25 protein-coding genes are annotated in these 22593 nt (G+C 71.5%); 16 read left to right on the top strand and 9 right to left on the bottom strand.

Annotated elements, in window-relative coordinates; all coding sequences use genetic code 11:
- Positions 1–139: 139 nt before the first annotated feature.
- The 3 genes from Q392_RS11935 to Q392_RS11925 all read right to left on the bottom strand — a co-directional run bounded on the left by Q392_RS11935 (position 140) and on the right by Q392_RS11925 (position 2943).
- Positions 140–1204 carry a PDDEXK nuclease domain-containing protein gene (locus Q392_RS11935; RefSeq protein WP_023114165.1) on the bottom strand — a complete coding sequence of 355 codons (1065 nt, stop codon included), beginning with the start codon at positions 1202–1204 and terminating at the stop codon, positions 140–142.
- Entirely contained in the window at positions 1201–2400 is a 1200-nt protein-coding gene (locus tag Q392_RS11930; protein WP_023114164.1) for a tyrosine-type recombinase/integrase, read from the bottom strand. The genes Q392_RS11935 and Q392_RS11930 overlap by 4 nt, the downstream gene beginning before the upstream one ends.
- A gap of 321 nt (positions 2401–2721) precedes the next feature.
- A complete protein-coding gene (locus Q392_RS11925; protein ID WP_038206956.1) occupies positions 2722–2943 on the bottom strand; it encodes a twin transmembrane helix small protein in 222 nt (73 codons plus the stop codon).
- Positions 2944–2997: 54 nt separating this feature from the next.
- On the opposite strand from Q392_RS11925, the gene Q392_RS11920 reads away from it, so the two are divergent.
- The 6 genes from Q392_RS11920 to Q392_RS11895 are packed head-to-tail and all read left to right on the top strand — an operon-like array spanning position 2998 to position 8107.
- Positions 2998–3807 (top strand): SURF1 family protein, encoded by an 810-nt coding sequence (locus tag Q392_RS11920; protein WP_038206952.1) that lies wholly within the window; start codon positions 2998–3000, stop codon positions 3805–3807.
- Positions 3767–4477, top strand: coding sequence for an SCO family protein (locus tag Q392_RS11915; RefSeq protein ID WP_038206949.1), 711 nt, complete (start codon positions 3767–3769; stop codon positions 4475–4477). The genes Q392_RS11920 and Q392_RS11915 overlap by 41 nt, the downstream gene beginning before the upstream one ends.
- Positions 4474–5748 carry a COX15/CtaA family protein gene (locus Q392_RS11910; protein WP_038206946.1) on the top strand — a complete coding sequence of 425 codons (1275 nt, stop codon included), beginning with the start codon at positions 4474–4476 and terminating at the stop codon, positions 5746–5748. Before Q392_RS11915 ends, Q392_RS11910 begins: the two co-directional genes overlap by 4 nt.
- Complete coding sequence (gene cyoE, locus Q392_RS11905) at positions 5745–6650, top strand: heme o synthase (RefSeq protein WP_038206944.1); 906 nt, start codon at positions 5745–5747, stop codon at positions 6648–6650. Before Q392_RS11910 ends, cyoE begins: the two co-directional genes overlap by 4 nt.
- Positions 6651–6653: 3 nt before the next feature.
- The gene (locus tag Q392_RS11900; RefSeq protein WP_038206941.1) at positions 6654–7280 is read left to right on the top strand and encodes an SCO family protein; all 627 of its coding nucleotides are present in this window, start codon (positions 6654–6656) and stop codon (positions 7278–7280) included.
- A gap of 17 nt (positions 7281–7297) precedes the next feature.
- Positions 7298–8107, top strand: a complete 810-nt coding sequence (locus Q392_RS11895; protein ID WP_038207071.1) for a DNA alkylation repair protein — start codon at positions 7298–7300, stop codon at positions 8105–8107.
- Between the two features lie 58 nt (positions 8108–8165).
- Here Q392_RS11895 and rpoH read toward each other — a convergent pair whose 3' ends face one another.
- Both rpoH and Q392_RS11885 read right to left on the bottom strand, forming a co-directional pair.
- Positions 8166–9101 carry an RNA polymerase sigma factor RpoH gene (rpoH, locus tag Q392_RS11890; RefSeq protein WP_038206938.1) on the bottom strand — a complete coding sequence of 312 codons (936 nt, stop codon included), beginning with the start codon at positions 9099–9101 and terminating at the stop codon, positions 8166–8168.
- A gap of 134 nt (positions 9102–9235) precedes the next feature.
- A complete protein-coding gene (locus tag Q392_RS11885; RefSeq protein ID WP_038206936.1) occupies positions 9236–9706 on the bottom strand; it encodes an Mpo1 family 2-hydroxy fatty acid dioxygenase in 471 nt (156 codons plus the stop codon).
- Positions 9707–9904: 198 nt separating this feature from the next.
- Here Q392_RS11885 and Q392_RS33395 point away from each other — a divergent pair, with 198 nt between their 5' ends.
- Positions 9905–10240 (top strand): FHA domain-containing protein, encoded by a 336-nt coding sequence (locus tag Q392_RS33395; RefSeq protein ID WP_169748302.1) that lies wholly within the window; start codon positions 9905–9907, stop codon positions 10238–10240.
- A 22-nt stretch (positions 10241–10262) separates the two neighbouring features.
- Here Q392_RS33395 and ftsY read toward each other — a convergent pair whose 3' ends face one another.
- Positions 10263–11471: a signal recognition particle-docking protein FtsY gene (gene ftsY, locus Q392_RS11875; protein WP_038206934.1), complete on the bottom strand. Its 1209-nt coding sequence runs from the start codon at positions 11469–11471 to the stop codon at positions 10263–10265.
- Between the two features lie 29 nt (positions 11472–11500).
- Here ftsY and Q392_RS11870 point away from each other — a divergent pair, with 29 nt between their 5' ends.
- A complete protein-coding gene (locus tag Q392_RS11870) occupies positions 11501–12961 on the top strand; it encodes a M16 family metallopeptidase (RefSeq protein ID WP_051953315.1) in 1461 nt (486 codons plus the stop codon).
- Positions 12962–12969: 8 nt separating this feature from the next.
- Entirely contained in the window at positions 12970–14343 is a 1374-nt protein-coding gene (locus Q392_RS11865; protein WP_051953313.1) for a M16 family metallopeptidase, read from the top strand.
- A 102-nt stretch (positions 14344–14445) separates the two neighbouring features.
- Here the strand turns inward: Q392_RS11865 and Q392_RS11860 are convergent, their stop codons facing one another.
- A complete protein-coding gene (locus Q392_RS11860; RefSeq protein WP_038206928.1) occupies positions 14446–15354 on the bottom strand; it encodes a LysR family transcriptional regulator ArgP in 909 nt (302 codons plus the stop codon).
- 75 nt (positions 15355–15429) lie between these two features.
- On the opposite strand from Q392_RS11860, the gene Q392_RS11855 reads away from it, so the two are divergent.
- Positions 15430–16068 (top strand): LysE/ArgO family amino acid transporter, encoded by a 639-nt coding sequence (locus Q392_RS11855; RefSeq protein ID WP_038206925.1) that lies wholly within the window; start codon positions 15430–15432, stop codon positions 16066–16068.
- A gap of 10 nt (positions 16069–16078) precedes the next feature.
- Here Q392_RS11855 and Q392_RS11850 read toward each other — a convergent pair whose 3' ends face one another.
- Positions 16079–16957, bottom strand: a complete 879-nt coding sequence (locus tag Q392_RS11850; RefSeq protein WP_038206921.1) for a TauD/TfdA dioxygenase family protein — start codon at positions 16955–16957, stop codon at positions 16079–16081.
- A gap of 13 nt (positions 16958–16970) precedes the next feature.
- Positions 16971–17927: a tripartite tricarboxylate transporter substrate binding protein gene (locus Q392_RS11845; RefSeq protein ID WP_038206918.1), complete on the bottom strand. Its 957-nt coding sequence runs from the start codon at positions 17925–17927 to the stop codon at positions 16971–16973.
- Positions 17928–18026: 99 nt separating this feature from the next.
- Between Q392_RS11845 and Q392_RS33630 the strand changes: the two genes are divergently transcribed.
- Genes Q392_RS33630 through pxpA form a run of 6 tightly spaced genes read left to right on the top strand, consistent with a single transcriptional unit; the run spans position 18027 to position 22486 of the window.
- Entirely contained in the window at positions 18027–18812 is a 786-nt protein-coding gene (locus tag Q392_RS33630) for an IclR family transcriptional regulator (RefSeq protein ID WP_038206915.1), read from the top strand.
- A 10-nt stretch (positions 18813–18822) separates the two neighbouring features.
- Positions 18823–19446 carry a 16S rRNA (guanine(966)-N(2))-methyltransferase RsmD gene (rsmD, locus tag Q392_RS11835; RefSeq protein ID WP_038206912.1) on the top strand — a complete coding sequence of 208 codons (624 nt, stop codon included), beginning with the start codon at positions 18823–18825 and terminating at the stop codon, positions 19444–19446.
- A gap of 60 nt (positions 19447–19506) precedes the next feature.
- Positions 19507–20010 carry a pantetheine-phosphate adenylyltransferase gene (gene coaD / locus Q392_RS11830; protein ID WP_038206910.1) on the top strand — a complete coding sequence of 168 codons (504 nt, stop codon included), beginning with the start codon at positions 19507–19509 and terminating at the stop codon, positions 20008–20010.
- Between the two features lie 12 nt (positions 20011–20022).
- Complete coding sequence (gene pxpB, locus Q392_RS11825; protein WP_051953319.1) at positions 20023–20691, top strand: 5-oxoprolinase subunit PxpB; 669 nt, start codon at positions 20023–20025, stop codon at positions 20689–20691.
- On the top strand, positions 20688–21701 hold the full coding sequence (locus Q392_RS11820) for a 5-oxoprolinase subunit C family protein (RefSeq protein WP_281173408.1): 1014 nt from the start codon (positions 20688–20690) through the stop codon (positions 21699–21701). Before pxpB ends, Q392_RS11820 begins: the two co-directional genes overlap by 4 nt.
- 32 nt (positions 21702–21733) lie before the next feature.
- On the top strand, positions 21734–22486 hold the full coding sequence (pxpA, locus tag Q392_RS11815) for a 5-oxoprolinase subunit PxpA (RefSeq protein ID WP_038207052.1): 753 nt from the start codon (positions 21734–21736) through the stop codon (positions 22484–22486).
- The last annotated feature ends 107 nt before the right edge of the window (positions 22487–22593 follow it).

The following is a 22593-nucleotide window of genomic DNA, read 5'->3' as shown; positions in this document are numbered from 1 at the left end:
GCAGGCGCGGATCAGCGAGCCGGGCCGGAGGCGTCAGTGATGGAAGCCCGACAGGGGCGAGACTCGCGCAGCGAGGCTCGATGCGCAGCACGACAGCGCGACGGCGGTACGCCGGGACGCCCGACTGCTTGGGACAGGACTATTCGTTGTCGGTCTTGCGCTGCTCGAGCTGCAACTGCGCCCGTTGCGTTGCTTGTTGCAGCCGCTCCACCAGCACGCCCCTCGGCGGCAAGGCGGTCAGGTACTCGGCGACGTGGATGCCCGACTTGTCCAACTCCAGCAATTCGATCTGCTCGCGCTTCTTGCCGGTGCAAAGGATGATCCCCAGCGGCGAGGCTTCCTCCGGCTCCCGTTCGTGCTTGTCCAGCCAGCGAAGATAAAGCTCCATCTGTCCCTTGAAAGCTGCCTTGAACTCGCCGACCTTCAACTCCACTGCCACCAGCCGCCGCAGCTTGCGGTTGTAAAACAGCAGGTCGAGGTGGAAATCCTCGCCGTCGATCTGGATGCGCTTCTGCCGGGCCACGAAGCTGAAACCCGCGCCCAGCTCCAACAAGAACGACTCCATTTCGCGGATGATCGCCGCCTCCAAGTCGCCTTCCTGCCAAGTGTCCCGCAGCCCCAGGAAGTCGAGGATGTACGGGTCGCGCATGACCAGGGCGGGCGACATGCGCTGCGCATCGCGCATCGTCGCCAGCTCGTGCGCGATCGTCTCGCCCGGCTTTTGAGACAGCGCCGTGCGCTCGTACAGCATCGAGTCGATGCGCTCGCGCAGCGTCCGGACGCTCCAGCGTTCGGCGCTCGCCATCTGCGCGTAATAGTCCCGCTGGAGCGGGTCTTTCAGCGGGATCAGGGCGATGAAGTGCGTCCAGCTCAATTCTCGTATCAGTGATACGAGAATCTGCTCGTCGGGGAAGGTGGCCGCGAACTGCACCATGCGGCGCAGGTTCTGCTCGGCAAAACTGCCGCCGTACTCCTTCACCAACTGCGCCGCCAGGGTGGGCAGGACTTCCTTGCCGTAGGCGCCCCGGCGTCCGTCCAAGACGTGCGTGCGGATGCGCTGGCCGATGCGCCAGTAGAGCATCGTCAGCTCGCTATTCACCGTCGAGGCGGCGCGCTTGCGCGCCGCCTCGATCAGTGCCCGAATGTCGCCCAGCAGCGCCGAAGGCGCTGCGGACGATGCTGCGGATGACCGGCGCGTGTTCATGCCGCCGCCTCCGCAAGCTGGCGCGCACCCGTGATGGCTTGGCGGCGGCTGGCCACCAGCTCGGCCGCATCGCGCACCGGCTTGTCCTCGGTGTGGACGTAGTGCATGAACATCGCCACGGTCTTGTGGCCCGTCAGCTTCATGCCCACTTTGGTCGGCACGCCCGAATTGGCAATGTCGGTGGTCGAGCGATGGCGGATGCCGTGCGTGCCGACGTGCGGGACGCCGGCGGCCTTGAGCACCCGGCACCAGCCGCCATAGTGCTCGCCAAAGGTCAGGTGCTTGGCCGGGTCGTTCGGCGATGGCAGGACGTAGGGGCAGCCCTCCCGGCGCGGCGCCGTCGAAAGCAGCCGATAGGCTTCCTCGCTCATGGGCTTGGAAATGCCGCCGACCTTGCTGTCGGGCCACACCACGCGCCGGTTCTCGAAGTCCAGCCAGCTCCATTCGAGCGGGCAGATTTCGGAGCGCCGGGCGGCGAACTCGAATTGCAGGCGGATCGCCAGCGGGATGACGTAGTTCTCCAGCCCCTCCGCCTCCAGCTTCTCCAACTGGCGGAAGATCCGCACCATTTCCTCGTCCACGATGAGCCGGGTTTCCTTGCCCGGCGGGTACATGGGGACGTGGCGGCACGGGTTCGTGCCGTCCGGGCGGTAGCCCCACACTTCGGCCAGGTTGAACATCTTGCGCAGCACGCCGAAGGTCTTGTTCGCCTCGGTCGGCTTGTAGGCCAGTTTCTCCATCAGCCCGGCAATGTCGGGCCGCTTCACGTCATGCACCTTCTTGCGGCCCAGCAGCGGGATGATGTTGCGGTCTATGACGCCCTGATAGCCGTCCTGCGTGCTGGGCTTGTTGCGCTTCTTGGAGTAGTCCTCCATGAACTTCTTGCACAACTCGGCCATCGTGGGCGCCTTGCGCGCCTCGGCCTTGGCGCCGCCGGGGTCGCCGCCCCGGCGAACCTCGGCCAGCCAGTCCTGTGCCTTGACTCGTGCCTGTTCGACGGTCAGCTCCCCGTACAGCCCCAGCGAGGGCTTGCGGGGCTGGCCGGAGTTCGTGCGGTACTGGAGCATGAACACCCGGCGGCCGGTCGGGGTAATCTTGCACAGGAAGCCGGGCACCACGGTATCTCGCAGTTCAACATCCTTGGCCTGGGGTTGGGCCGACTCCACGGCGGTCTTGGTGAGCTTGATCTTTGCCATGATGACTCCTCGGAACAACCCGGATTCCAGGAGCCAGATAGGAGCGGCGCGAGGGAAAACCGGGTCAAGTTTCAGAAAGCACCGGCATATGATGGACGCGCGTAAGTTATTGATAAACCTGCTGTATCTAGCTACGGCGCAGTCCAGCGAACTACCGGGCTGGAGTCATCGTGAAACAAAAAAGGCCCCTCGGCCAACCGCTTCGCGCTTGCCCCATCCCCCGAGGGGATGCTTTTTTGTCTTGGGGCGGCCCGGCGACAAAAAAGCGCCGCAAGGCGCTTTTTTACTTGGGGCGTGGCCGCCGGGCCGCGGCAGCTGGCCTCAGTGGCCGACCGGCAGGCCCCCTGGCTGGATGTAGCCGAGCTTCCAGGCCAGCAGGATGCACAGGAACAAAAGCACCGACAGGCCGATCCGAACCGTCAGCGCGCGCACCATGCCGCCCGTCTTGGCCCGGCCGTCTCGGCCGTCCCGCAGCATGAAGTAGAGCGCCCCGCCCAGGCTGGCCAGGATGCCCACGAAGGCCAGGGCCACGATGTATTTCATGAATCCGATTATCCGCCTCGCGGCGCTGCGGCGCCGCCGCTGCCCCACCCGTCCATGAAGCCCGTCGTGCTCGAAGAACCGGGCCGGCCCCGGCGCAGCCCGCTGCGTTTCTGGCTGGTCACGCTCGCCACGCTGGCGATGATCGCGCTGACCCTGTCGCTGGGGCGCTGGCAGCTCTCGCGCGCAGCCTACAAGGAGGCGCTGCAGGCCGGCATCGAGGCCCAGAAGGACTATCCGCCGCTGGACATGGAGACCTTCCTGTCCATCGAGCAGCCGGCCACCGAGATGCACCGCACTGTGCACCTGCGCGGGCTGTGGCTGCCGGCGCAGACGGTCTACCTGGACAACCGGCAGATGCACGGCGTGGCGGGCTTCTACGTGCTCACCCCGCTGGCGCTGGAGGGCACCGAGCAGGCGGTGATGGTCCAGCGCGGCTGGGTGCAGCGCAACTTCGTGGACCGCACGCAGCTCCCGCCGGTGGACACCCCCACCGGCCTGGTGGACGTGCAGGCGCGCATCGAGCCGCCGCCGTCGCAGCTCCTGCAACTGGGCGCCGATCTGCCCGCCCAACCGGCCGCCACGGCCGACCCCGGGCCCACCAAGGCTGCTGACGCAGCGGTGTCGCGCATCCGGCAGAATCTGGACCTCGCGGCCTTCCGCACCGAAACCGGCCTGCCGCTGCGCACCGAGGTGTCGCTCCAGCAGATCGGGCCCGCCTCGGAAGGCCTGCAGCGCGACTGGCCGCCCCCGGCGCTCGGCATCGAAAAGCACTACGGCTATGCCTTCCAGTGGTTCGGCCTCGCCGGCCTGCTGGTCATCCTCTATGTCTGGTTCCAACTCATCGCTCCCCGCCGCCGTCGCTGACGAGCCGCTGGGCCTGACCGTGCATTCGATGCCCACGCCGCGCGAGGCGCTCGGCGGGCAGGAGCAGGCGCGCCGCACCGCGCTGGGCCGCTGGAAGATGATCGCCGTGCTGCTGTGCTGCGCGGCGCCGGTCATCGCTTCCTACTTCACCTACTACGTGATCCGCCCCGAAGGCCGCCGCGTGTACGGCGAGCTGATCGATCCGCAGCGCGAGCTGCCCGCCGTCACCGCGCGCACGCCCGACGGCGCGGCGGTGGACCTGCGCAGCCTGAAGGGCCAGTGGCTGCTGATCGCCGTGGCCGACGCCGCCTGCGATGCCCTGTGCGAGCAGCAGCTGTACCTGCAGCGCCAGTTGCGCGAGAGCCTGGGCCGCGAGAAGGGCCGCCTCGACCGCGTGTGGCTGGTCTCGGACGAGGCGCCGGTGCCCGAGCGCCTGGCCAACGCCCTGCACGACGCCACCGTGCTGCGCGTGCCCCCGGCGCAGCTCGCGCAATGGCTCGCGCCGCAGGCCGGGCATGCGCTGGCCGAGCACTTCTTCGTGGTCGACCCGATGGGCCACTGGATGATGCGCTTCCCGGCGCGCATGGACGTGCCCGGCGCGGCCAAGGCCAAGCGCGACCTGGAGCGCCTGCTGCGCGCTTCCTCCTCCTGGGACAACGCGGGCCGATGAACACCTCGCAGCCGCTGTACGACCTCGCGCCCATCGCCTGGCTGCTCGGCGTGGGCGCGCTGCTGGCGCTGGGGCCGCTGCTCTGGGTCTGGCACCGCAACGCGGGCAGCGGGCCGGCCCGCCGGCTGCACGCGCTGACGGTGCTGACGCTGTTCCTCACCTTCGACCTGACGCTGTTCGGCGCCTTCACCCGGCTCACCGATTCCGGCCTGGGCTGCCCGGACTGGCCAGGCTGCTACGGCAACGCCAGCCCGCTGGGCGCCCGGCACGAGATCGCCATGGCGCAGGCGGCGCAGCCCACCGGCCCCGTCACCCATTCCAAGGCCTGGGTGGAGATGGTCCACCGCTACCTCGCCACCGGCGTCGGCGCGCTCATCCTGGCGCTGGCCGCCCTGACCTGGTGGGCGCGGCGCCGGCAGCGTGCCAGGCCCGTCCTGCGGGGGCAGGGCACGCATGAGGAAACGCCGGGCCGCCCCAAGCTTCCTCATCCCCCTCGGGGGGCGGGCCGGGCGCAGCCCGGTCCTGGGGGCACCATCAGCGCGTGGTGGCCTGCCGCCACGCTGGTGTGGGTGTGCATCCAGGGGGCGTTCGGGGCGCTCACCGTCACCTGGCGGCTGTACCCGGCCATCGTGACGCTGCACCTGCTGGGCGCCGTGCTGCTGCTGGCGCTGCTGTGCATCCAGGCTGTGCGCTACCGCCAGGCGGCCGCCGGCCGCGCACCTCTGTCGATCGGCGCCGGGCTGCGCACCCTGCTGTGGGCCGCCATGGCGCTGCTGGTGCTGCAGATCGCGTTGGGCGGCTGGGTCAGCACCAACTACGCGGTGCTCGCCTGCACCCAGTTCCCGCAGTGCCAGGGGAGCTGGTGGCCGCCGATGAACTTCGAGCAGGGCTTCCAGGTCTGGCGCGAACTCGGCCACACGCGCGAGGGCGTGCCGCTCGAATTCGCAGCGCTCACCGCCATCCACTACGTGCACCGGCTGGTCGCCTACGTGGTGCTGGCGGTGCTGGTTGTGGCGGCCGTGCGGCTGATGCGTGTGCCCGCGCTGCGGGCGCAGGGGCGCTGGCTGGCGGCGCTGGCGGCGCTGCAGCTGGCCACGGGCCTGGGCAATGTGCTGCTGGGCTGGCCGCTGGCCGCGGCGGTGCTGCACACCGGCGGCGCCGCCGCCATGGCCGTGGTGCTGACCTGGGCGCTGTGCGAGAGCCGGCGCCAGGGCGTGCCGGCCGCGGCGGATGAGCCGGCCGTCGTCCTGAAGGAGGTACCCGCGCGATGAGCACGCCGCTGTCCGCACAGGCCGCAGCCCGCTCCAGCGTGGTGCGCCAGTTCTACGCGCTGACCAAGCCGCGCGTGGTGCAGCTGATCGTCTTCTGCGCGCTCATCGGCATGGTGTTGGCCGTGCCGGGCGTGCCCTCGATGGCCGACGTGTGGCGCGCCTTCGTCGCCTGCTTCGGCATCTGGCTGGTGGCCGGCGCCGCGGCCGCCTTCAACTGCCTGGTCGAGAAGGGCATCGACGCGCGCATGAAGCGCACCGCCTGGCGGCCCACCGCGCGCGGCGAGCTGAGCGACCGGCAGACGCTCACCTTCTCTGCCGGGCTGTGCCTGGCGGGCTCGCTGCTGCTGTGGTTCGCGGTCAACCCGCTGACCATGTGGCTGACCTTCGCCACCTTCGTCGGTTACGCGGTGATCTACACGGTGGTGCTCAAGCCGCTGACGCCGCAGAACATCGTGATCGGCGGCGCCTCGGGCGCGATGCCGCCGGTGCTGGGCTGGGCGGCGATGACCGGCGAGGTCGGACCCGAGGCCTTCATCCTCTTCCTCATCATCTTTCTCTGGACGCCGCCGCACTTCTGGGCGCTGGCCCTGTACCGGGTCGAGGACTACCGCAAGGCCGGGCTGCCGATGCTGCCGGTGACGCACGGCAACGAGTTCACCCGGCTGCAGATCCTGCTGTACACGCTGATCCTGTTCGCCGCCTGCCTGCTGCCCTTCATCTACGGCATGAGCGGCTGGTTCTACCTGGCGGTGGCAACGGCCGTGAGCCTGGGCTTCTGCGGCTACGGCTTCGCGCTGTGGCGCTCGTACTCCGACGCGCTGGCGCGCAAGACTTTCCGCTTCTCGCTGATCCACCTGAGCGTGCTGTTCGCCGCATTGCTCGTCGACCACTACCTGCTCTGACCCATGCACAAGCGCGACGCACTCCGATCGATGGCCGCCCTGGCGGGCTGGGCCGGCGCTGCCTCGCTCGCCGGCCTGACGCTGGCGGGCTGCACCGAATCCAAGCCGAGCTTCAACGGCGTGGACATCACCGGCGCCGACTATGCGCGCGACTTCCGCCTGAAGGACACCTCGGGCCGGGAACGCACGTTGGCCGACTTCCGCGGCAAAGTGGTGGTGCTGTTCTTCGGCTACGCCCAGTGCCCTGACGTCTGCCCGACGACCATGGCCGAGATGGCCGAAGTCAAGCGCAAGCTGGGTGCGGAGGGCGAGCGGCTGCAGGTCGTGTTCGTCACCGTCGATCCCGAGCGCGACACGCCGGAGGTGATGAAGGCCTACATGGAGGCCTTCGACCCGGCCTTCGTGGCCCTCATCCCCACGCCCGAGGAACTGGCCGCGATGGCCAAGGACTACAAGGTCTACTACAAGAAGGTGGACGGCAAGACGCCCACCAGCTACTCGATGGATCACTCCGCCGCCAGCTACGTGTACGACCCCGAAGGGCGCCTGCGCCTGTACGCGCGCTACGGCGCCGGCGCGGACGCGATGCTGGCCGACGTGAAGGCGCTGCTGGCGGCATCCGCCGGGTGAGCCGGGCGGCGCGCGGCATGTCGGTCGAGCATCTGCGCGCGCGCAAGGGAGCCTTCCGCATCGCGCTCATCCCGCCCGAGGTCCTCGAGGCGCTGAGCGACGGACGGCTGGAGACCGTCAACCTCAACGAGTTCCTGGCGCTGGACACGCCCCGCCTGGCCCGCCGGGTGGCGGCCGACATCGGCCTGGATCCGGCGCACGAGCGCCTGGCCGACACGCTGGCGATGCTGGATGCCTTCAAGCCCATGCAGCGCCACACCCACATCGCCCGCGCGCTGTACGACCTCGCTGCGGAGCATCCGGAGCGCGACGCCGTCGCCCACCGGCTGGCCTCGCATCCGAGCGATGCCGCGCGCGGCTGGGCCACGCACTGGGTCTGCATCTCCGGCCTGGCGCTGCCGCAGCAACTGGCGGCCGTGCGGCGTTTTGCGGCCGACCCGCATTTCGGCGTGCGCGAGTTCGCCTGGATGGCGGTGCGCGATGCGGCGATCGCCGCCATCGACGAGGCCATCGGCCGGCTCGTGCCCTGGACGGCCGACGCCGACGAGAACATCCGCCGTTTCGCCACCGAGTTGACCCGCCCGCGCGGCGTGTGGTGCGCGCCGATCCCCGCCTTGCAGCGCGAGCCCTGGCGCGCGCTGCCGCTCCTGGAGCCGCTGCGCGCGGACGCCAGCCGCTACGTGCAGAACTCCGTGGCCAACTGGCTCAACGACGCGGGCAAGAGCCAGGGCGCGTGGGTGCGCGAGTTGGGGGCGCGCTGGCTGCGCGAGAGCGACACGGCCGCCACCCGCTACGTTGTGCGCCGGGCGCTGCGCTCGTTGCCATAGCGGCGCGCCGGGCAAAAAGAAAACCCGGCCGGGGCCGGGTTCGTGGAGGGCAGGGCGCTCAGGCGTATTCGGCCAGCGCCTTCCTCATCTTCTTCATCGCGGCCGATTCGATCTGCCGGATGCGCTCGGCCGAGACGCCGTAGTCCGCCGCCAGTTCGTGCAGCGTCATGCCGCCCGAGCCGTCGTCGTTGACCTTGAGCCAGCGCTCCTCGACGATGCGGCGGCTGCGTGGGTCCAGCGTCTCCAGGGCCGTGGCGATGCCATCGGTGGACAGGCGCTCGCGCTGGCGCGACTCCAGTTGCGCCGTCGGCTCCTGCGAGGCGTCGGCCAAGTAGGCGATCGGGCCGTAGGCTTCCTCGCCGTCGTCCGAGGGGGAGGGGTCCAGCACCACGTCGCCGCCGGACATGCGGGTCTCCATCTCGACCACCTCCTCCGGCTTCACGTTCAGGTGGCGCGCCACCTCGCCGATCTCGTCGGTGTTCAGCGTCTCGCGGTGCGTGTCGGCGTCGGCCGCCTCGGCCTTGAAGCCCTGCTTCATCGACCGCAGGTTGAAGAACAGCTTGCGCTGGGCCTTGGTGGTGGCCACCTTCACCATGCGCCAGTTCTTCAGGATGTACTCGTGGATCTCGGCCTTGATCCAGTGGATGGCGTAGCTCACCAGGCGCACGCCCTGGTCCGGGTCGAAGCGCTTGACGGCCTTCATCAGGCCGACGTTGCCTTCCTGGATCAGGTCGCCGTGCGGCAGCCCGTAGCCCAGGTACTGACGGGAGATGGAAATCACCAGCCGCAGGTGCGACAGTACCAGCGCCCCGGCGGCCTCAAGGTCGTTGTGGTCGCGCAGCCGGCGCGCATAGCGCTGCTCCTCCTCCTGCGTCAGCAGGGGAAGCCGGTTGGCGGCGGAAATGTAGGCGTCCAGATTGCCGAGCGAGGGCACGACAGCCCACGGGTTGGCCACGGCCAACTGGTTGGCGGAAGATCCAGACAGACTTGTCATATCGGGGATGCTCCTTGGTTGGTATTTCATGTTAGCACTCGGTTAGAGAGAGTGCTAAAACGGGAGTTCCCAATGACCATGAAGAAATTGATAGTTTTTCTGATCCTCTGCCGGCCAGCGCCGCGAGACACCCCCTACCAGCGGATGCCCAGCCGCCTCAGCCCCAGCGCGGCGACGAACAGCGGGCCGACGTAGAGGTATTGGAGGTCCTCGAAGAAGGAAGGTTTCTTCCCTTCGACCTTGTGGCCGATGAACTGGAAGATCCAGGCCACCACGAACACGGCCACCGACACCGGCAGCACCCGCCCGCCCAGCGCGTGCACGGCCGCCAGGATCAGCGCCGTCCACAGCACCATCACCACCAGGAAGACCGGCGAGCGCAGGCGCACGTAGTACACCAGGCTCAGGGCGAGGAAGGCGTAGGCCACCCAGGGGTGCAGGGCGAACAGCAGCCCGACCAGGCTGAACATGATCGCCGGGATGGCCAGCACGTGGATGAACTCGTTCACCGGATGGCGGTGGCTTTCGCCGTAGTGCGCCAGCAGCACGTCGATCCGCCGGGCGCCTTCGCCCGCGGTCCAGGAGGGGGTGGTCTGCGTCGTCATCGTGTCTGTCTCCTTGTCGGCATGGCCCTGGTAAAAGTTCACGGGGCCTCGAAAATTGAAACGAAAGTCAACACTTCGTCAACTTTTCGCTCACGCTGGCCCCTTGCGGTGACCGACCATGCGGTCCATGGCGCTGCCGACGTGCGGCGCGGCTGTCACGGATCATGTTCAGGGACTTTCAGGGGGAGCCAGGTCACCATGCACAAGCTGATCGTCACCCGTCACGGGGGTGAGCGTCAAATCATCGAACTCGACCGGCCGAGGATGACCATCGGCCGCGCGCACAGCAGCGATCTGCCGCTGGACGCGCCGCTGGTCAGCCGCGTCCACGCGCTGATCTCGCTGCGCGACGAGGGGGTCTATCTGAGCGACCTCGACAGCAGCAACGGCACCCACGTCAACGGGCGCCGCATCGAGCGCTGCCAACTGCACCACCGCGACGTGATCCGCGTGGGCGACGTGGACATGCGCTACCTCGACGAGAGCCTCGCGGTGCAGCACGACGAGCCCGCGACCGTCGCTCCCTGCCTTTGAAGGGGCGCGGCCGCAGGCCCCCTCAGCCCGCCAGCGCCTGCGCGAACTCGCGCGCGTCGAAGGTCTCCAGGTCTTCCAGCTTCTCGCCCACGCCGATGAAGTAGACCGGCACCGGGCCGCCCTTGCGCTGCTGGCCCCACTGGGCGATGGCGCACAGCACGCCGCCCTTGGCGGTGCCGTCCAGCTTGGTGACGACCAGGCCGGTCAGGCCCAGCGCGTCGTCGAAGGCCTGCACCTGGGCCAGCGCGTTCTGGCCGGTGTTGCCGTCGATCACCAGCAGCACCTCGTGCGGCGCCGTCCCGTCGGCCTTGGACACGACGCGCTTGATCTTCTTGAGTTCGTCCATCAGGTGCAGCTGCGTCGGCAGGCGGCCGGCGGTGTCGACCAGCACCACGTCCTTGCCGCGCGCCTTGCCGGCGTTGACGGCATCGAAGCTCACGGCGGCCGGGTCGCCGCCCTGCTGGCTGACGATCTCGACCAGGTTGCGGTCGGCCCACACGGCGAGCTGCTCGCGCGCGGCGGCGCGGAAGGTGTCGGCCGCCGCCAGCAGCACGGTGCAGCCCTCGTTGGCCAGGTGCTTGGTCAGCTTGCCGATGGAGGTGGTCTTGCCGGCGCCGTTGACGCCGGCGACCATGATCACGGTGGGCACGTGGCGGCCCACCTCCAGCGGCTTTTCCAGCGGCGCGAGCACGGCGGCCACCGCCTCGACGAGCTGCGTGCGCACCGCCTGCGGCGTGGTGGCGCTGGTGCGCCAGACGCGGTCCTTCAGGTCCTGCAGGATGTGCGCGGCGGCGGGAATGCCGGTGTCGGCCATCAGCAGCGCGTCCTCCAGTTCCTCGTAGAGCTGGTCGTCGATCTGCGCGTTGACGAACACGGCCTGGATGCCGCTGCCGGTCTTCTTCAGGCCGCTCTTCAGGCGGGTCATCCAGCCCTGGCGCTCGGTCGTGGCGGCCGCAGGTGCCGCCACAGGGGCCGCGGGCAGGGCGGCCGGCGCGGGCGCGGCGACCGGTGCCGGTGCCTCCTGCACCGACGGTTCGGCCTCGGGCTGGGGCGCGGGCGAAGGCGCGGCGCCGGGCTCGGGAGCCTTGCCGCCGCCGAACCAGTTCGAAGGACGGAAGGCGGAGCGCTGTGCAGGCGCCGGGGCGGCGGCGGGAGGCGTGGCCTCGACGGGGGCAGCCGGCGGCGCGGCGGGGGCTTCAGCCGGCGGCTTCTTCTTGAAAAAACTGAACATTCGAGGCGTTTCTAGAATCGACGGATTCTATGAAACGACCCCCCTCGCCACGCCGCACCGCGGCCGGCGTGGCGTTGCTGGCAGCCCTGGCCGGGCTGCTGGCACCGGCCGCGTCGGCCCAGGCGCCCGACACCCCGCAGGCGCCCGCCGCCCTCCCCACCGCTTCCGTCAAGCCGCAGCAGTTCACGCTGGCGAACGGCATGACGCTGATCGTGCTGCCCGACCGGCGCGCCCCGACGGCGGTGCAGATGCTGTGGGTGCGCGTGGGCTCGATGGACGAGGTGGACGGCAGCTCCGGCGTGGCCCACGTGCTGGAGCACATGATGTTCAAGGGCAGCGCCCTGCTCAAGCCCGGCGAGTTCTCGCGTCGGGTGGCGGCGCTGGGCGGGCGCGAGAACGCCTTCACCTCGCGCGACGCCACCGGCTACTACCAGCAGATCCCCGCCGACCGGCTGGAGGAGGTGATGAAGCTGGAGTCGGACCGCTTCGCCCACAACCAGTGGCCGGACGACGAGTTCCGCCGCGAGATGGAGGTGGTCAAGGAGGAGCGCCGCATGCGCACCGACGACCAGCCGCGTGCCCGCCTGGGCGAGTTGCAGAACGCGGCGGTGTTCGTCGCCTCGCCCTACCGCCGCCCGGTGGTGGGCTGGATGAGCGACCTGGACGCCATGACGCCGGAGGATGCGCGCGCGTTCTTCCAGCGCTGGTACGTGCCGGCCAACGCCGCCGTGGTGGTGGTCGGCGACGTGGACGTGGCGAAGGTGCGCGCCCTCGCCGAGAAGTACTACGGCGCGATTCCCGCGCGCGCCGTGCCGCCGCGCAAGCCGCGCACCGAGCCGGCGCAGCGCGGCGTCCGCCGCGTCGAACTGAAGGCGCCGGCCGAGCAGGCGTACGTCTCGCTCGCCTTCCGCGCGCCGCAGGCGGACCCGCAGGCGCTGGACGCGCCGAGCGACGCCTGGGCGCTGGTGGTGCTGTCGGCGGTGCTGGACGGCTACGCCGGCTCACGCCTGGACAAGGCGCTCACGCAGGGCGAGCACCGCGTGGCCGACAGCGCCGCGGCGTGGTACGGCTTCACCGGGCGCGGGCCGCAGCTGTTCACCCTGGCCGGCGTGCCGGCGACCGGCCGCACCGCCGAAGAGGTGGAGGCGGCCCTGCGCGAGCAGGTGGCGCGCATCGCGCGCGAAGGCGTGGACGCGGCCGAACTGGCGCGGGTGAAGACGCAATGGCTGGCCAGCGAGACCTACAAGCGCGATTCGGTGATGGCGCAGGCGCGCGAGCTGGGCAGCAACTGGGTACAGGGCCTGCCGCTGGACGCCAGCGAGCGCATCATGGCCCGCCTGGCGGCCGTCACGCCGCAGGAGGTGCAGGCCGTGGCGGCGCGCTGGTTCGGCGACGACGAACTGACCGTCGCCACGCTGCGGCCCCTGCCGCCGGACCCGAAGGCCGCCCGCGCGCGGGGCTTCGCCGCACCGCAGGGGGCGATGCAATGAGTCGCCCGATGCCTTCTTCTCCTTCCCGCACCGCGCTGAAGGCGCTGGCCGCGCGGGCCGCCCTGGCCGTCGCCACTGCCTGCTGCGCCCTGGGCGCGCAGGCCGGCGTGCCGATCGAGCGCTGGCAGCTGCCCGGCGGCGCGCAGGTCTACCTGGCCGCCACCGACGCGCTGCCCATCGTCGACGTGCAGATCGACTTCGATGCCGGCAGCCGGCGCGACCCGGCGGCGCAGGCCGGCCTGGCGGCCGTGACGGCCGGCATGATCGAGAAAGGCGTGGCCGCGCGCGGCGGCGAGCCGGCGCTCGACCAGAACCAGCTCGGCGAGGCGTGGGCCGACCTGGGCGCCGAGTTCAACGTCGGCGCCGGCGCCGACCGCATGAGCTTCACCCTGCGCAGCCTGGCCGATCCGGCGCTGCTGGCCAAGGCGGTGGCGCTGGCGGCGCGCGAGATCGGCGAGCCCGCCTTCCCCGAGGACGTCTGGCGGCGCGAGCGCGAGCGGCTGTCCGCCGCCATCCGCGAGGCCAACACCAAGCCCGGCACCATCGCCGCGCGTACCTTCGAGCGCGACGTCTACGGCGGCCACCCCTACGGCGACGACGCGACCGAGGCGACGCTCGCCGCCATCTCCACCGACGACATGCGGCGGCGCCATGCCGAGGCGATCCTGCCCTGCCGCGCCAAGCTCACCGTGGTGGGCGCCGTCACGCGCGCGCAGGCCGACGACATCGCCCGCCGCCTGCTGGCGCGCCTGCCGGCGGGCGAGGGCGCCTGCCCGGCCCTGCCGCCGGTGCCCGAGGTGCCGCCGCTGGCGCGTGCCGCCACCGAGCGCATCCCCTTCGATTCGGCGCAGGCGCATGTGCTCATCGGCCAGCCGGGCTATGCGCGGCGCGATGCGGACCACTTCGCGCTGACCGTGGGCAACTACATCCTGGGCGGCGGCGGTTTCGTCTCGCGGCTGACCGAGGCGGTGCGCGAGAAGCGCGGCCTGGCCTACAGCGTCTACAGCGCCTTCTCGCCGGGCCTGCATGCGGGCGCCTTCCGCATCGGCTTCCAGACCCGGCCCGACCAGGCCGACGAGGCGGTGGCGGTGGCCCGCGAGGTGCTGGCGAAGTTCGTCGCCGACGGCCCCACCGAGGACGAAATGAAGGCCGCCAGGGACAACCTCGTCGGCGGCTTCCCGCTGCTGCTGGACAGCAACCGCAAGCTGCTCGGCAACATCGCCAACATCGCCTGGAACGACCTGCCGCTGGACTACCTCGACACCTGGACGGCGCGCGTCAACGCCGTCACTGCGGCCGACGTCAAGGCCGCCTTCCAGCGCAAGCTGCAGCCGGAGCGGATGGTGACGGTGATCGTCGGTGCGAAGCCGGGGGCTCAGTAAGCCTCGGCTCAGTGAATTCGGGTCGTCAAACAGGGCTCCAGTGCCCGTGCGTCGGGCGCAAGAAGCGCCTGAAATGAGCGTGAGGCGGGCGCCGCCTGCCGCTCAGTGCAGCGCCTCGCGCGCGGCCGCCGCCACGGCGCGGGTCAATTCCTCGACCAGCCCCGAGGCGGCGCGCGCGTGCTGCCAGTACAGGCGCACGTCCAGCGCGCTGTCCGGCACCAGCTCGACCAGGCTGCCGTCGGCCAGGGCGGGCGCCGCCTGCAGCAGCGGCAGCAGGCCCCAGCCCATGCCCAGCCGCGCCGCCTCCAGGAAGGCCTGCGAGGAGGGCACGCGGTGCTCGGGCAGCGCCACCGGCCGGCGGCACGCGCGCCGCGCCCAGTGCGCCTGCAGCTCGTCCTTGGCGTCGTAGCGCAGGCTGGGCGCCTCGGCCAGGCTGCGCGCGCCCACGCCGCGGGCGAAGTGCCGCGCCGCCACCGCCGGGCTGGCGACGGCCACGTAGCGCATCGCGCCCAGCGCGCGCACGCTGCAGCCGGGCGCCGGCTGCGCCAGCGCCGTCACCGCCGCCAGCACCGTGCCGCTGCGCAGGCGCTCGGCGGTGTGGTCCTGGTCGTCCACCGCCAGGTCCAGCAGCACCGGCGCGCCGGCCGCGAAGCGCGCCGCCGCCGGCAGGAACCAGGTCGCCAGGCTGTCGGCGTTGACGGCCACCGGCAGCCGCACGCGCGCGGGCGGCGCGGCCGGGCCGCCGCGGGCCGCCGGCAGCGCGGGCAGGGCGCCGCCCAGCTCGTGCTCCAGCAGCCGCACCTCGTCCACGTGGCGGCACAGGCGCTGGCCTGCGTCGGTGGCGGTGCAGGGCGGGCCGCGCCGCACCAGGGCGCAGCCGACGCGCTCCTCCAGCAGCCGCACGCGCTGCGAGACGGCCGAAGGCGTGACGTTCAGCGCCCGCGCGGCGCGCTCGAAGCTGCCCTCGCGCACCACGGCGTGCAGGGCGGAGAGGGCGGCGTAGTCGAGCATGCGGATGAAGAAAAACTGAATCGGATGAAGCAGATTCAGTTTGTCTGAACGGCGCGGGGCGGGCAAGCTCGGCGCATGCCGGCCGCCTCGCCTTCCTTCTTCGCCTTCGCCCAGGGCCTGCTGCTGAGCCTGGGCCTGATCGTCGCCATCGGCGCGCAGAACGCCTTCGTGCTGCGCCAGGGGCTGCGGCGCGAGCATGTCGGCGCGGTGGTGGCCTTCTGCGCGCTGATGGACGCGCTGCTGGTGGCGGCGGGCGTTGCCGGCATGGCCGGCGCGCTGGGCGAGCGGCCGCTGCTGGCGCGGGCGCTGGCCGGGGCCGGCGCGGGCTTCCTGGCCGCGTACGGCCTGCGCGCGCTGCGCCGCAGCCGCATCGCCGGGGCATCGCTGCAGGCGGCCGGCGGCGTGCCTGCCCCGGCCTCGCGCGGCGCGGTGCTGGCGCAGGCGGCGGCCTTCACGCTGCTCAATCCGCACGTCTACCTCGACACCGTGCTGCTGGCCGGCAGCGTCGGCGCCCAGCATGCGGCGCCGGCGCGCGCGGCCTTCGTGGCCGGGGCGGCGCTGGCCAGCACGCTGTGGTTCGCGCTGCTGGGCTTCGGCGCCCGCGCGCTGGCGCCGGCCTTCGCCCGGCCGCGCGCCTGGCAGCGGCTGGACATGGGCATCGGCGCCGTGATGCTGGCGCTGGCCGCGGGCCTGGCCTGGCGCGCCGCGGGCTGAGCGCTCCGGCTCAGGCCGCGCGCAGCAGCGCCTCGGGCGTGTCGTTGACGGTGGTGCGGCGCAGTTCGCGGCGCTCGGCGATGTCGTAGCGGCGGCCGCGGTGCAGGGTGCTGCGGTTGTCCCACATGACCAGGTCGCCGACCTGCCACGCGTGCCGGTAGACCCGCTCGCGCTGCGTCGCGTGCTCCAGCAGGTCCTGCAGGTACATGCGGCTCTCGGCGGTGGGCCAGCCGATGATCTGCCGCGCGTGCACGCCCACGAACAGCACCTTGCGGCCCGAGCCGGGATGCGTGTCGGCCAGGGGCCAGACGGCCGGCGGGATCTCCTTCTTCTGGTCGTCGGTGTAGGCGTCGTCGCCCAGCAGGATGCGGGTGTGCAGCGCGAAGTGCTCGGCCTTCAGGCCCTGGATCTCCGCCTTGGTGCGCGCGTCGAGCGTGTCGTAGGCATCGCGCAGGTCGGCGAACTCCGTGTCGCCGCCCCAGCTCGGCTTGATCACGCAGTGCAGCATCGAATAAGCGGCCCGCGGATCCATGAAGGAGCTGTCCGAATGCCACAGCTGGTTGGCGAAGTTGGACAGGTTCTTCGGCGAGTCGCGCTTCGCCACGTTGCCCTGCGCGTCCACGTTGGAGATGTCGATCAGGCGCTCGTCCTCCAGCCGCTCGGGACGCTTGAACACGCGCTTGAGCCCGATGTCCAGCGGGCCGAAGGCGCGGGCGAAGTCGAGTTGCTGCTGCGCCGTCAACGGCTGCCCGCGCCAGACCAGCACGGCGTGCTCGTTCATGGCCCGGTTGATGGCGCGCACGTCGCCCTCGGTGAGCGGCTGCGTGAGGTCGATACCGGAGGCCTCGGCGACGAAGACGTGATGCAGGGGTTTCAGTTGCAGGGTCATGGCGCGGTCACTCTCACTCGATTTCGATGTGGGCATCGACGACCACCTTGCCCCAGCGCTTCATTTCGCTGGCGATGAAGGCGTCGAATTCCTCGGGCTTGCTGCCCACGATCTCCAGCCCGTACTCCTGCGCGCGCTGCTTCATCTCGGGGCTGGCGAGCGCCTTGCGGGTGTCGGCGTAGATCTTCTGCAGCACCGGCTTGGGCGTGCCCGCGGGCGCGACGAAGCCGAGCAGCGCGCCGACGTCGAAGCCGGGCAGCACCTCCGCGACCGTCGGGTAGTCGTGGCCGCTCACGCGCCGGGCGCCCATGGTCGCGATCAGCTTCATCTTGCCGGCCTGCACGTAGGGCAGCACGGACAGGAAGGGGTCGACCACCAGGTCGAGCCGCCCGCCCATGAGTTCGGTGTGGGCCGGGGCGCTGCCCTTCATGGCGACGTGCTGCATCTCGAAGCCCGCCTCGCGCTTGAGCAGTTCCGCGCCCAGGTGGGTCGTGCTGCCGGCGCCCGGCGTGCCGTAGTTCAGCTTGCCGGGGTTGCTGCGGGCGTAGGCGATCAGCTGCTTGAGGTTGTCGAAGGGCGCATCCGGCCGGGCGACGATGGCCAACTGCATGTTGAACAGCTGCGTGATGCCGGCGAGGTCCCGCGCCGTGTCGTACGGCAGCCGCTTGCGCAGCGTCGGGTTGACCGCCAGCGAGGAGTTCACCATGCCGAAGGTCAGGCCGTCGGGTGCCGACTTGGCGACGAAATCGGCGCCGATCACGGTGCCGGCGCCGGGCTTGTAGTCGATCACCACCGGCTGGCCCCAGCGCTCCTGCAGCTTCACGGCCAGCAGCCGGCCCACGGTGTCGGTCGGGCCGCCGGGCGGGAAGGGGATGACGATCTTCACGGGCGCCTTGGGGAAGTCCTGCGCGGCCGCGCCGAGGGAAAGGGCGGCGGCCAGCAGGCCCGCGCCGAGCTTGATCCAGTTCAAGGTGTCTCCTGTTTTGCTGATTAAATGGAACGTGGTTTCAAAAAATCATAGACGAAGTATCCATAAAATGAAACGATGTTTTGAAAACATGGGGAAAGTATGGGAGTCGAGGCCAGGGACGAGGTGAGCGCGCTGGCGCGCGGGCTGGCGCTGCTGCGCGCGGTGGCGGACGCCGAGGCGCCGCTTTCCAACCGGGAGCTGGCCGAACGCTCCGGCATCCCCAAGGCGACCGTCTCGCGCCTGACCTCGACGCTGCAGTCCGCCGGGCTGCTGCGCCTGTCGCCCGACGAGCGCTTCACCCTGGGCCCCGCCGCGCTGCACCTGGGCAATGCCTACCTGCGGGGCTTCGACTTCCGCCAGCAGGCCCGCTGGCACCTGGCCGAGCTGGCGGAGGCGGCCGGCGGCAACGTCCACCTCGGCGTGCGCGACGGCCCGGACATGCTGGTCATCGACACCGTGCACCCGCGCACGGCGCTGATCCTCTCGCGCATGGACGTGGGCCTGCGCATGGCCATCGCCACCTCGGCGATGGGCCGGGCCTACATGGCGGCGCTGCCGCCGCCGCAGCGCGACGCCCTGCGCGAGGACCTGCTCGCGGCCGGCGTCGATGCGCGCACCCGCGCCCGGCTCGACGAAGCGCTGGCCGAGCACCGAGAGCGGGGCTTCAGCGTGTCCTTCGGCGAGTGGCATCCGGACATCCACGCGCTGGGGTTCAGCCTGCGCGGCCCGCGGGGCGAGCTCTACGGCGTCAGCGTCGGCGGGCCGGCCTACATGCTGCCTGCGCAGAGGTTCCTCGACGAGGTCGGCCCGCGCCTGCTCGAGGTGCAGCGGGCGATCGAGTCGGAAGCGGGCCACGGCCCTGAAGGCCGGCGCGAGGGCCGCTAAGCTCGCCCGGATGAAGGGCCAACCCCACAAATCCGCGCCGCGCGCCGCCCGGGCGCACGAGCTGCGCATCATCGGCGGCCAGTGGAAGCGCACCCGCCTCCCGGTGGCCGACCGCCCCGGCCTGCGGCCCACGCCCGACCGCGTGCGCGAGACGCTGTTCAACTGGCTCGCCAGCCTGGCCGGCGCGGGCGGCGGCGCGCTGCCGGGCTGGCGCTGCCTGGACGTGTTCGCCGGCACCGGCGCGCTGGGCTTCGAGGCCGCCTCGCGCGGCGCGGCCGAGGTGCTGCTGTGCGAGCAGGACGCGGCGCTGGTCGCGCAGATGAAGGCGGTGCGCGAGAAGCTCCAGGCCGAGGCCGTGCGCATCGAGCGCGGCGACGGCGCGGCGCGGCTGGAAGCATCGGCGCCCGGCCACTGGGACGTGGTCTTCCTCGACCCGCCCTTCGACCAGGCGGCGCTGTACGCGCGCTGCCTCGCCGCGGCGGCGCGCGCGCTGCGGCCGGGCGGCGTGGTCTACCTGGAGGCGGCCCGCGAGTGGACCGCCGCCGAACTCGCGCCCCTGGGCCTCGTGCCGCTGCGGCACCTGCGGGCCGGGGCCGTGCATGCCCATCTGCTGCACGCGCTCGAGGGCGCCTGAAAAGGGGCTCCCTCGCACGGCGTACATAATGCGCCGGACCCAGCCCGCAGGAGGAACCCCATGACATCCCAAGTGATCGCGGTCTATCCCGGCACTTTCGACCCCATGACCCTGGGCCACGAGGACGTGGTGCGGCGCGCCACCCAGCTGTTCTCGCACGTGATCGTCGCGGTGGCGGCGGGCCACCACAAGAAGGCGCTGTTCTCGCTCGCCGAGCGCATCGAGATGGCGCGCAACGTGGTGGAGCCCTTCGGGGACCGCGTCACGGTGGAGAGCTTCTCGGGCCTGCTGCGCGACTTCGTCGTCGCGCGCGGCGGCAAGGCGATGGTGCGCGGCTTGCGCGCCGTCACCGACTTCGACTACGAGTTCCAGCTCGCCGGCATGAACCGCTCGCTCATGCCCGAGGTGGAGACCGTCTTCCTCACCCCCAGCGACAAGTACCAGTTCATCTCCAGCACCTTTGTGCGCGAGATCGCGATGCTCGGCGGCGAGGTGGACAAGTTCGTCTCGCCGCACGTGCAGGAGCGGCTGGCCGACAAGGTGCGCAGCCAGGGCCGGGAGTAGGTGGCCCGCGCCGTGGCTGCGTCCGCGCCGCACCTGCGGCTGCACCCGCTGGGCGAGGCCGCGCTGCTGGCCGAGCTGCCGCCGCCGGCCACGCTCGACGCGCAGCGACGCATCTGGGCCCTGGCGCGCGCGGCGCGGCGCTGGCCCGAGGTGCAGGAGACGCTGCCCGGCATGAACAACCTGACCCTGCTGTACGACCCGGAGCAGCTCGACGCCGGCGAGCTGGAGCTGCGCGTGCTCTCGCTGTGGCCCGAGCTGGCCGCCGAGGACGAGGGCGCCGCGCGCACCGTCGAGATCCCCGTCGACTACGGCGGTGAGCACGGCCCCGACCTGCACGACGTGGCGCGCCACACCGGCCTGCCGCCCGACGAGGTGGTGCGCCGCCACGCGGCGGGCGCCTACGTGGTGTACCTGCTGGGCTTCCTGCCCGGCTTCGCCTTCATGGGCGGGCTGGCGCCGGAGCTGGCCACGCCGCGCCGCAGCGAGCCGCGCACCGCCGTGCCGGCGCGTTCGGTGGGCATCGGCGGCGCGCAGACCGGCATCTACCCGCTGGTCTCGCCGGGCGGCTGGCAGCTCATCGGCCGCACGCCGCTCGAACTGTTCGACCCCGCGGCCGAGCCGCCCACGCTGCTGCGCCCGGGCGACCGGGTGCGCTTCGTCGCGCGGAGCGTCGCGCTGTGACGATCACGGTGCTGCGCCCCGGCATGCTCGCCTCGGTGCAGGACCTGGGGCGCTACGGCCGGCGCGAGCTGGGCATCTGCCCCGGCGGTGCGCTCGATGCGCTGGGCCTCGCGCTCGCCAACCGGCTGGCGGGCAACGAGGACGGCGCCGCCGGCCTCGAACTCACGCTGGGCAACTGCGAGCTGCGCTTCGACGCCGACACCCGCATCGCGCTGGCCGGCGACGACTTCGGCGCGCGGCTGGACGGCCGGCCGCTGTGGCCGCTGTGGAGCGTGCCGGTGCGCGCCGGGCAGCACCTGCGCCTGGGCGGCGCCAACGCCTCGCCGCACAAGGCGGGCCTGCGCACCTGGCTGGCGGTCGCCGGTGGCATCGGCGTGGCGCCGGTGCTCGGCTCGCGCAGCACCGACCTGAAGGCTGGCTTCGGCGGGCTGGAGGGGCGCCCGCTGAAGAAGGGCGACGTGCTGCCATTGGGCGCGAGCCGCCTGGACGACGGGCAGCGCGGCCGGCGCCCCTTCGGCATCCACGGCCCCGCCTGGGACGAGGACCTGTGCGAAGGCGAGGCCGCGCCCGAATGCATCACCCTGCGCACCACGCCGGGCCCCGAGTGCGGGCACTTCAGCGAGGCCGAGCGCCACCGTTTCCACACCGCGACGTGGCGCATCACGCCGCAGAGCAACCGCATGGGCAGCCGGCTCGAAGGCCCGGCGCTGACGCGCCAGCGCGAGGGCGACATGCTGTCCTCGGCCGTCATCCCCGGCACGGTGCAGGTGCCGCCCTCGGGCCAGCCGATCATCCTGATGGGCGACGCGCAGACCACCGGCGGCTACCCGCGCATCGCGGTCGTCATCCGCGCCGACCTGTGGAAGCTGGCGCAGGCGCCGCTGGGCGCGAAGCTGCGGCTGAAGGAGGTGGATGCCGCCGCCGCCCTGGCTGCCTGGGCCGCGCAGAAGCGCTACCTCGCATCGGTGCATCGGGGCCTGGCGGCGATGGGTTGGCCGACGGCGGCGTAGACTGGGCCGCACCCACGCGAGGCCATACCACCATGCAAGTCGATCTGAACGCCGACCTCGGCGAAGGCGCCGGCAACGACGAGGCGCTGCTGCAACTGGTCAGCTCCGCCAACATCGCCTGCGGCTGGCATGCCGGCGATGCGAAGACCATGCGCGAGTGCGTGCGCTGGGCGCTGGCGGGCGGCGTGGCCGTGGGCGCGCATCCGAGCTTTCCGGACCGCGAGAACTTCGGCCGCAGCGCGATGCAGCTGCCGCCGGAGGAGATCGTCGCCAACATGCTCTACCAGATCGGCGCGCTCGACGCGATCGTGCGCGCCGAGGGCGGCCGGCTGGCGCACGTCAAGCCGCACGGCATGCTCTACAACCAGGCGGTGAAGGAGCCCGAGCTGGCTGCGGCGCTGTGCGAGGCGGTGCGCCTGTTCGACCCGTCGCTGCGCTTCTTCGGCCTGGCCGGCAGCGGCATGATCGAGGCAGCACGCCAGGCGGGCCTGACGCCGGTGGAGGAGGTCTTCGCCGACCGCGGCTACATGCCCGACGGCAGCCTGGTGCCGCGCGGCCGGCCCGGCGCGCTGATCGAGGACGAGGAAGAAGCCCTGGCGCAGACCCTGTCGCTGGTGCGCGACCGCCGCGTCACCGCCATCGACGGCAGCAGCGTGCCCGTCAACGCGCAGAGCGTGTGCCTGCACGGCGACGGGGCGCATGCGCTGGCCTTCGCGCGGCGCATCCGCCAGCGCCTCGATGCCGAGGGCATCGCCGTGCGGCCGGTGGCCGGCGGCGCGCGCTGAGAAGACGAAGACACGCCCCGCCGCGGGCCACGTGCGCCGCGCGTGACTTGTTTCCTTGTGCCGGCGCGGCAGCGCCGTTACAACTCCCGCCCATCCAAGAAAGAACA

It is taken from the genome of Xenophilus azovorans DSM 13620 (genome assembly GCF_000745855.1).
GTDB classification, from domain to species: domain Bacteria; phylum Pseudomonadota; class Gammaproteobacteria; order Burkholderiales; family Burkholderiaceae_C; genus Xenophilus; species Xenophilus azovorans.
The sequence above is the reverse complement of the archived record's forward strand: the minus strand, read 5'-3'. Positions and strand labels throughout refer to the sequence as shown.

Bases quoted from the DNA above. Each gene is read 5' to 3' on its own strand.
- Q392_RS11935 (WP_023114165.1), bottom strand. From the start codon at position 1,204: ATGAACACGCGCCGGTCATCCGCAGCATCGTCCGCAGCGCCTTCGGCG.
- Q392_RS11930 (WP_023114164.1), bottom strand. From the start codon at position 2,400: ATGGCAAAGATCAAGCTCACCAAGACCGCCGTGGAGTCGGCCCAACCC.
- Q392_RS11925 (WP_038206956.1), bottom strand. From the start codon at position 2,943: ATGAAATACATCGTGGCCCTGGCCTTCGTGGGCATCCTGGCCAGCCTG.
- Q392_RS11920 (WP_038206952.1), top strand. From the start codon at position 2,998: ATGAAGCCCGTCGTGCTCGAAGAACCGGGCCGGCCCCGGCGCAGCCCG.
- Q392_RS11915 (WP_038206949.1), top strand. From the start codon at position 3,767: ATGTCTGGTTCCAACTCATCGCTCCCCGCCGCCGTCGCTGACGAGCCG.
- Q392_RS11910 (WP_038206946.1), top strand. From the start codon at position 4,474: ATGAACACCTCGCAGCCGCTGTACGACCTCGCGCCCATCGCCTGGCTG.
- cyoE (WP_038206944.1), top strand. From the start codon at position 5,745: ATGAGCACGCCGCTGTCCGCACAGGCCGCAGCCCGCTCCAGCGTGGTG.
- Q392_RS11900 (WP_038206941.1), top strand. From the start codon at position 6,654: ATGCACAAGCGCGACGCACTCCGATCGATGGCCGCCCTGGCGGGCTGG.
- Q392_RS11895 (WP_038207071.1), top strand. From the start codon at position 7,298: ATGTCGGTCGAGCATCTGCGCGCGCGCAAGGGAGCCTTCCGCATCGCG.
- rpoH (WP_038206938.1), bottom strand. From the start codon at position 9,101: ATGACAAGTCTGTCTGGATCTTCCGCCAACCAGTTGGCCGTGGCCAAC.
- Q392_RS11885 (WP_038206936.1), bottom strand. From the start codon at position 9,706: ATGACGACGCAGACCACCCCCTCCTGGACCGCGGGCGAAGGCGCCCGG.
- Q392_RS33395 (WP_169748302.1), top strand. From the start codon at position 9,905: ATGCACAAGCTGATCGTCACCCGTCACGGGGGTGAGCGTCAAATCATC.
- ftsY (WP_038206934.1), bottom strand. From the start codon at position 11,471: ATGTTCAGTTTTTTCAAGAAGAAGCCGCCGGCTGAAGCCCCCGCCGCG.
- Q392_RS11870 (WP_051953315.1), top strand. From the start codon at position 11,501: ATGAAACGACCCCCCTCGCCACGCCGCACCGCGGCCGGCGTGGCGTTG.
- Q392_RS11865 (WP_051953313.1), top strand. From the start codon at position 12,970: ATGCCTTCTTCTCCTTCCCGCACCGCGCTGAAGGCGCTGGCCGCGCGG.
- Q392_RS11860 (WP_038206928.1), bottom strand. From the start codon at position 15,354: ATGCTCGACTACGCCGCCCTCTCCGCCCTGCACGCCGTGGTGCGCGAG.
- Q392_RS11855 (WP_038206925.1), top strand. From the start codon at position 15,430: ATGCCGGCCGCCTCGCCTTCCTTCTTCGCCTTCGCCCAGGGCCTGCTG.
- Q392_RS11850 (WP_038206921.1), bottom strand. From the start codon at position 16,957: ATGACCCTGCAACTGAAACCCCTGCATCACGTCTTCGTCGCCGAGGCC.
- Q392_RS33630 (WP_038206915.1), top strand. From the start codon at position 18,027: ATGGGAGTCGAGGCCAGGGACGAGGTGAGCGCGCTGGCGCGCGGGCTG.
- rsmD (WP_038206912.1), top strand. From the start codon at position 18,823: ATGAAGGGCCAACCCCACAAATCCGCGCCGCGCGCCGCCCGGGCGCAC.
- coaD (WP_038206910.1), top strand. From the start codon at position 19,507: ATGACATCCCAAGTGATCGCGGTCTATCCCGGCACTTTCGACCCCATG.
- pxpA (WP_038207052.1), top strand. From the start codon at position 21,734: ATGCAAGTCGATCTGAACGCCGACCTCGGCGAAGGCGCCGGCAACGAC.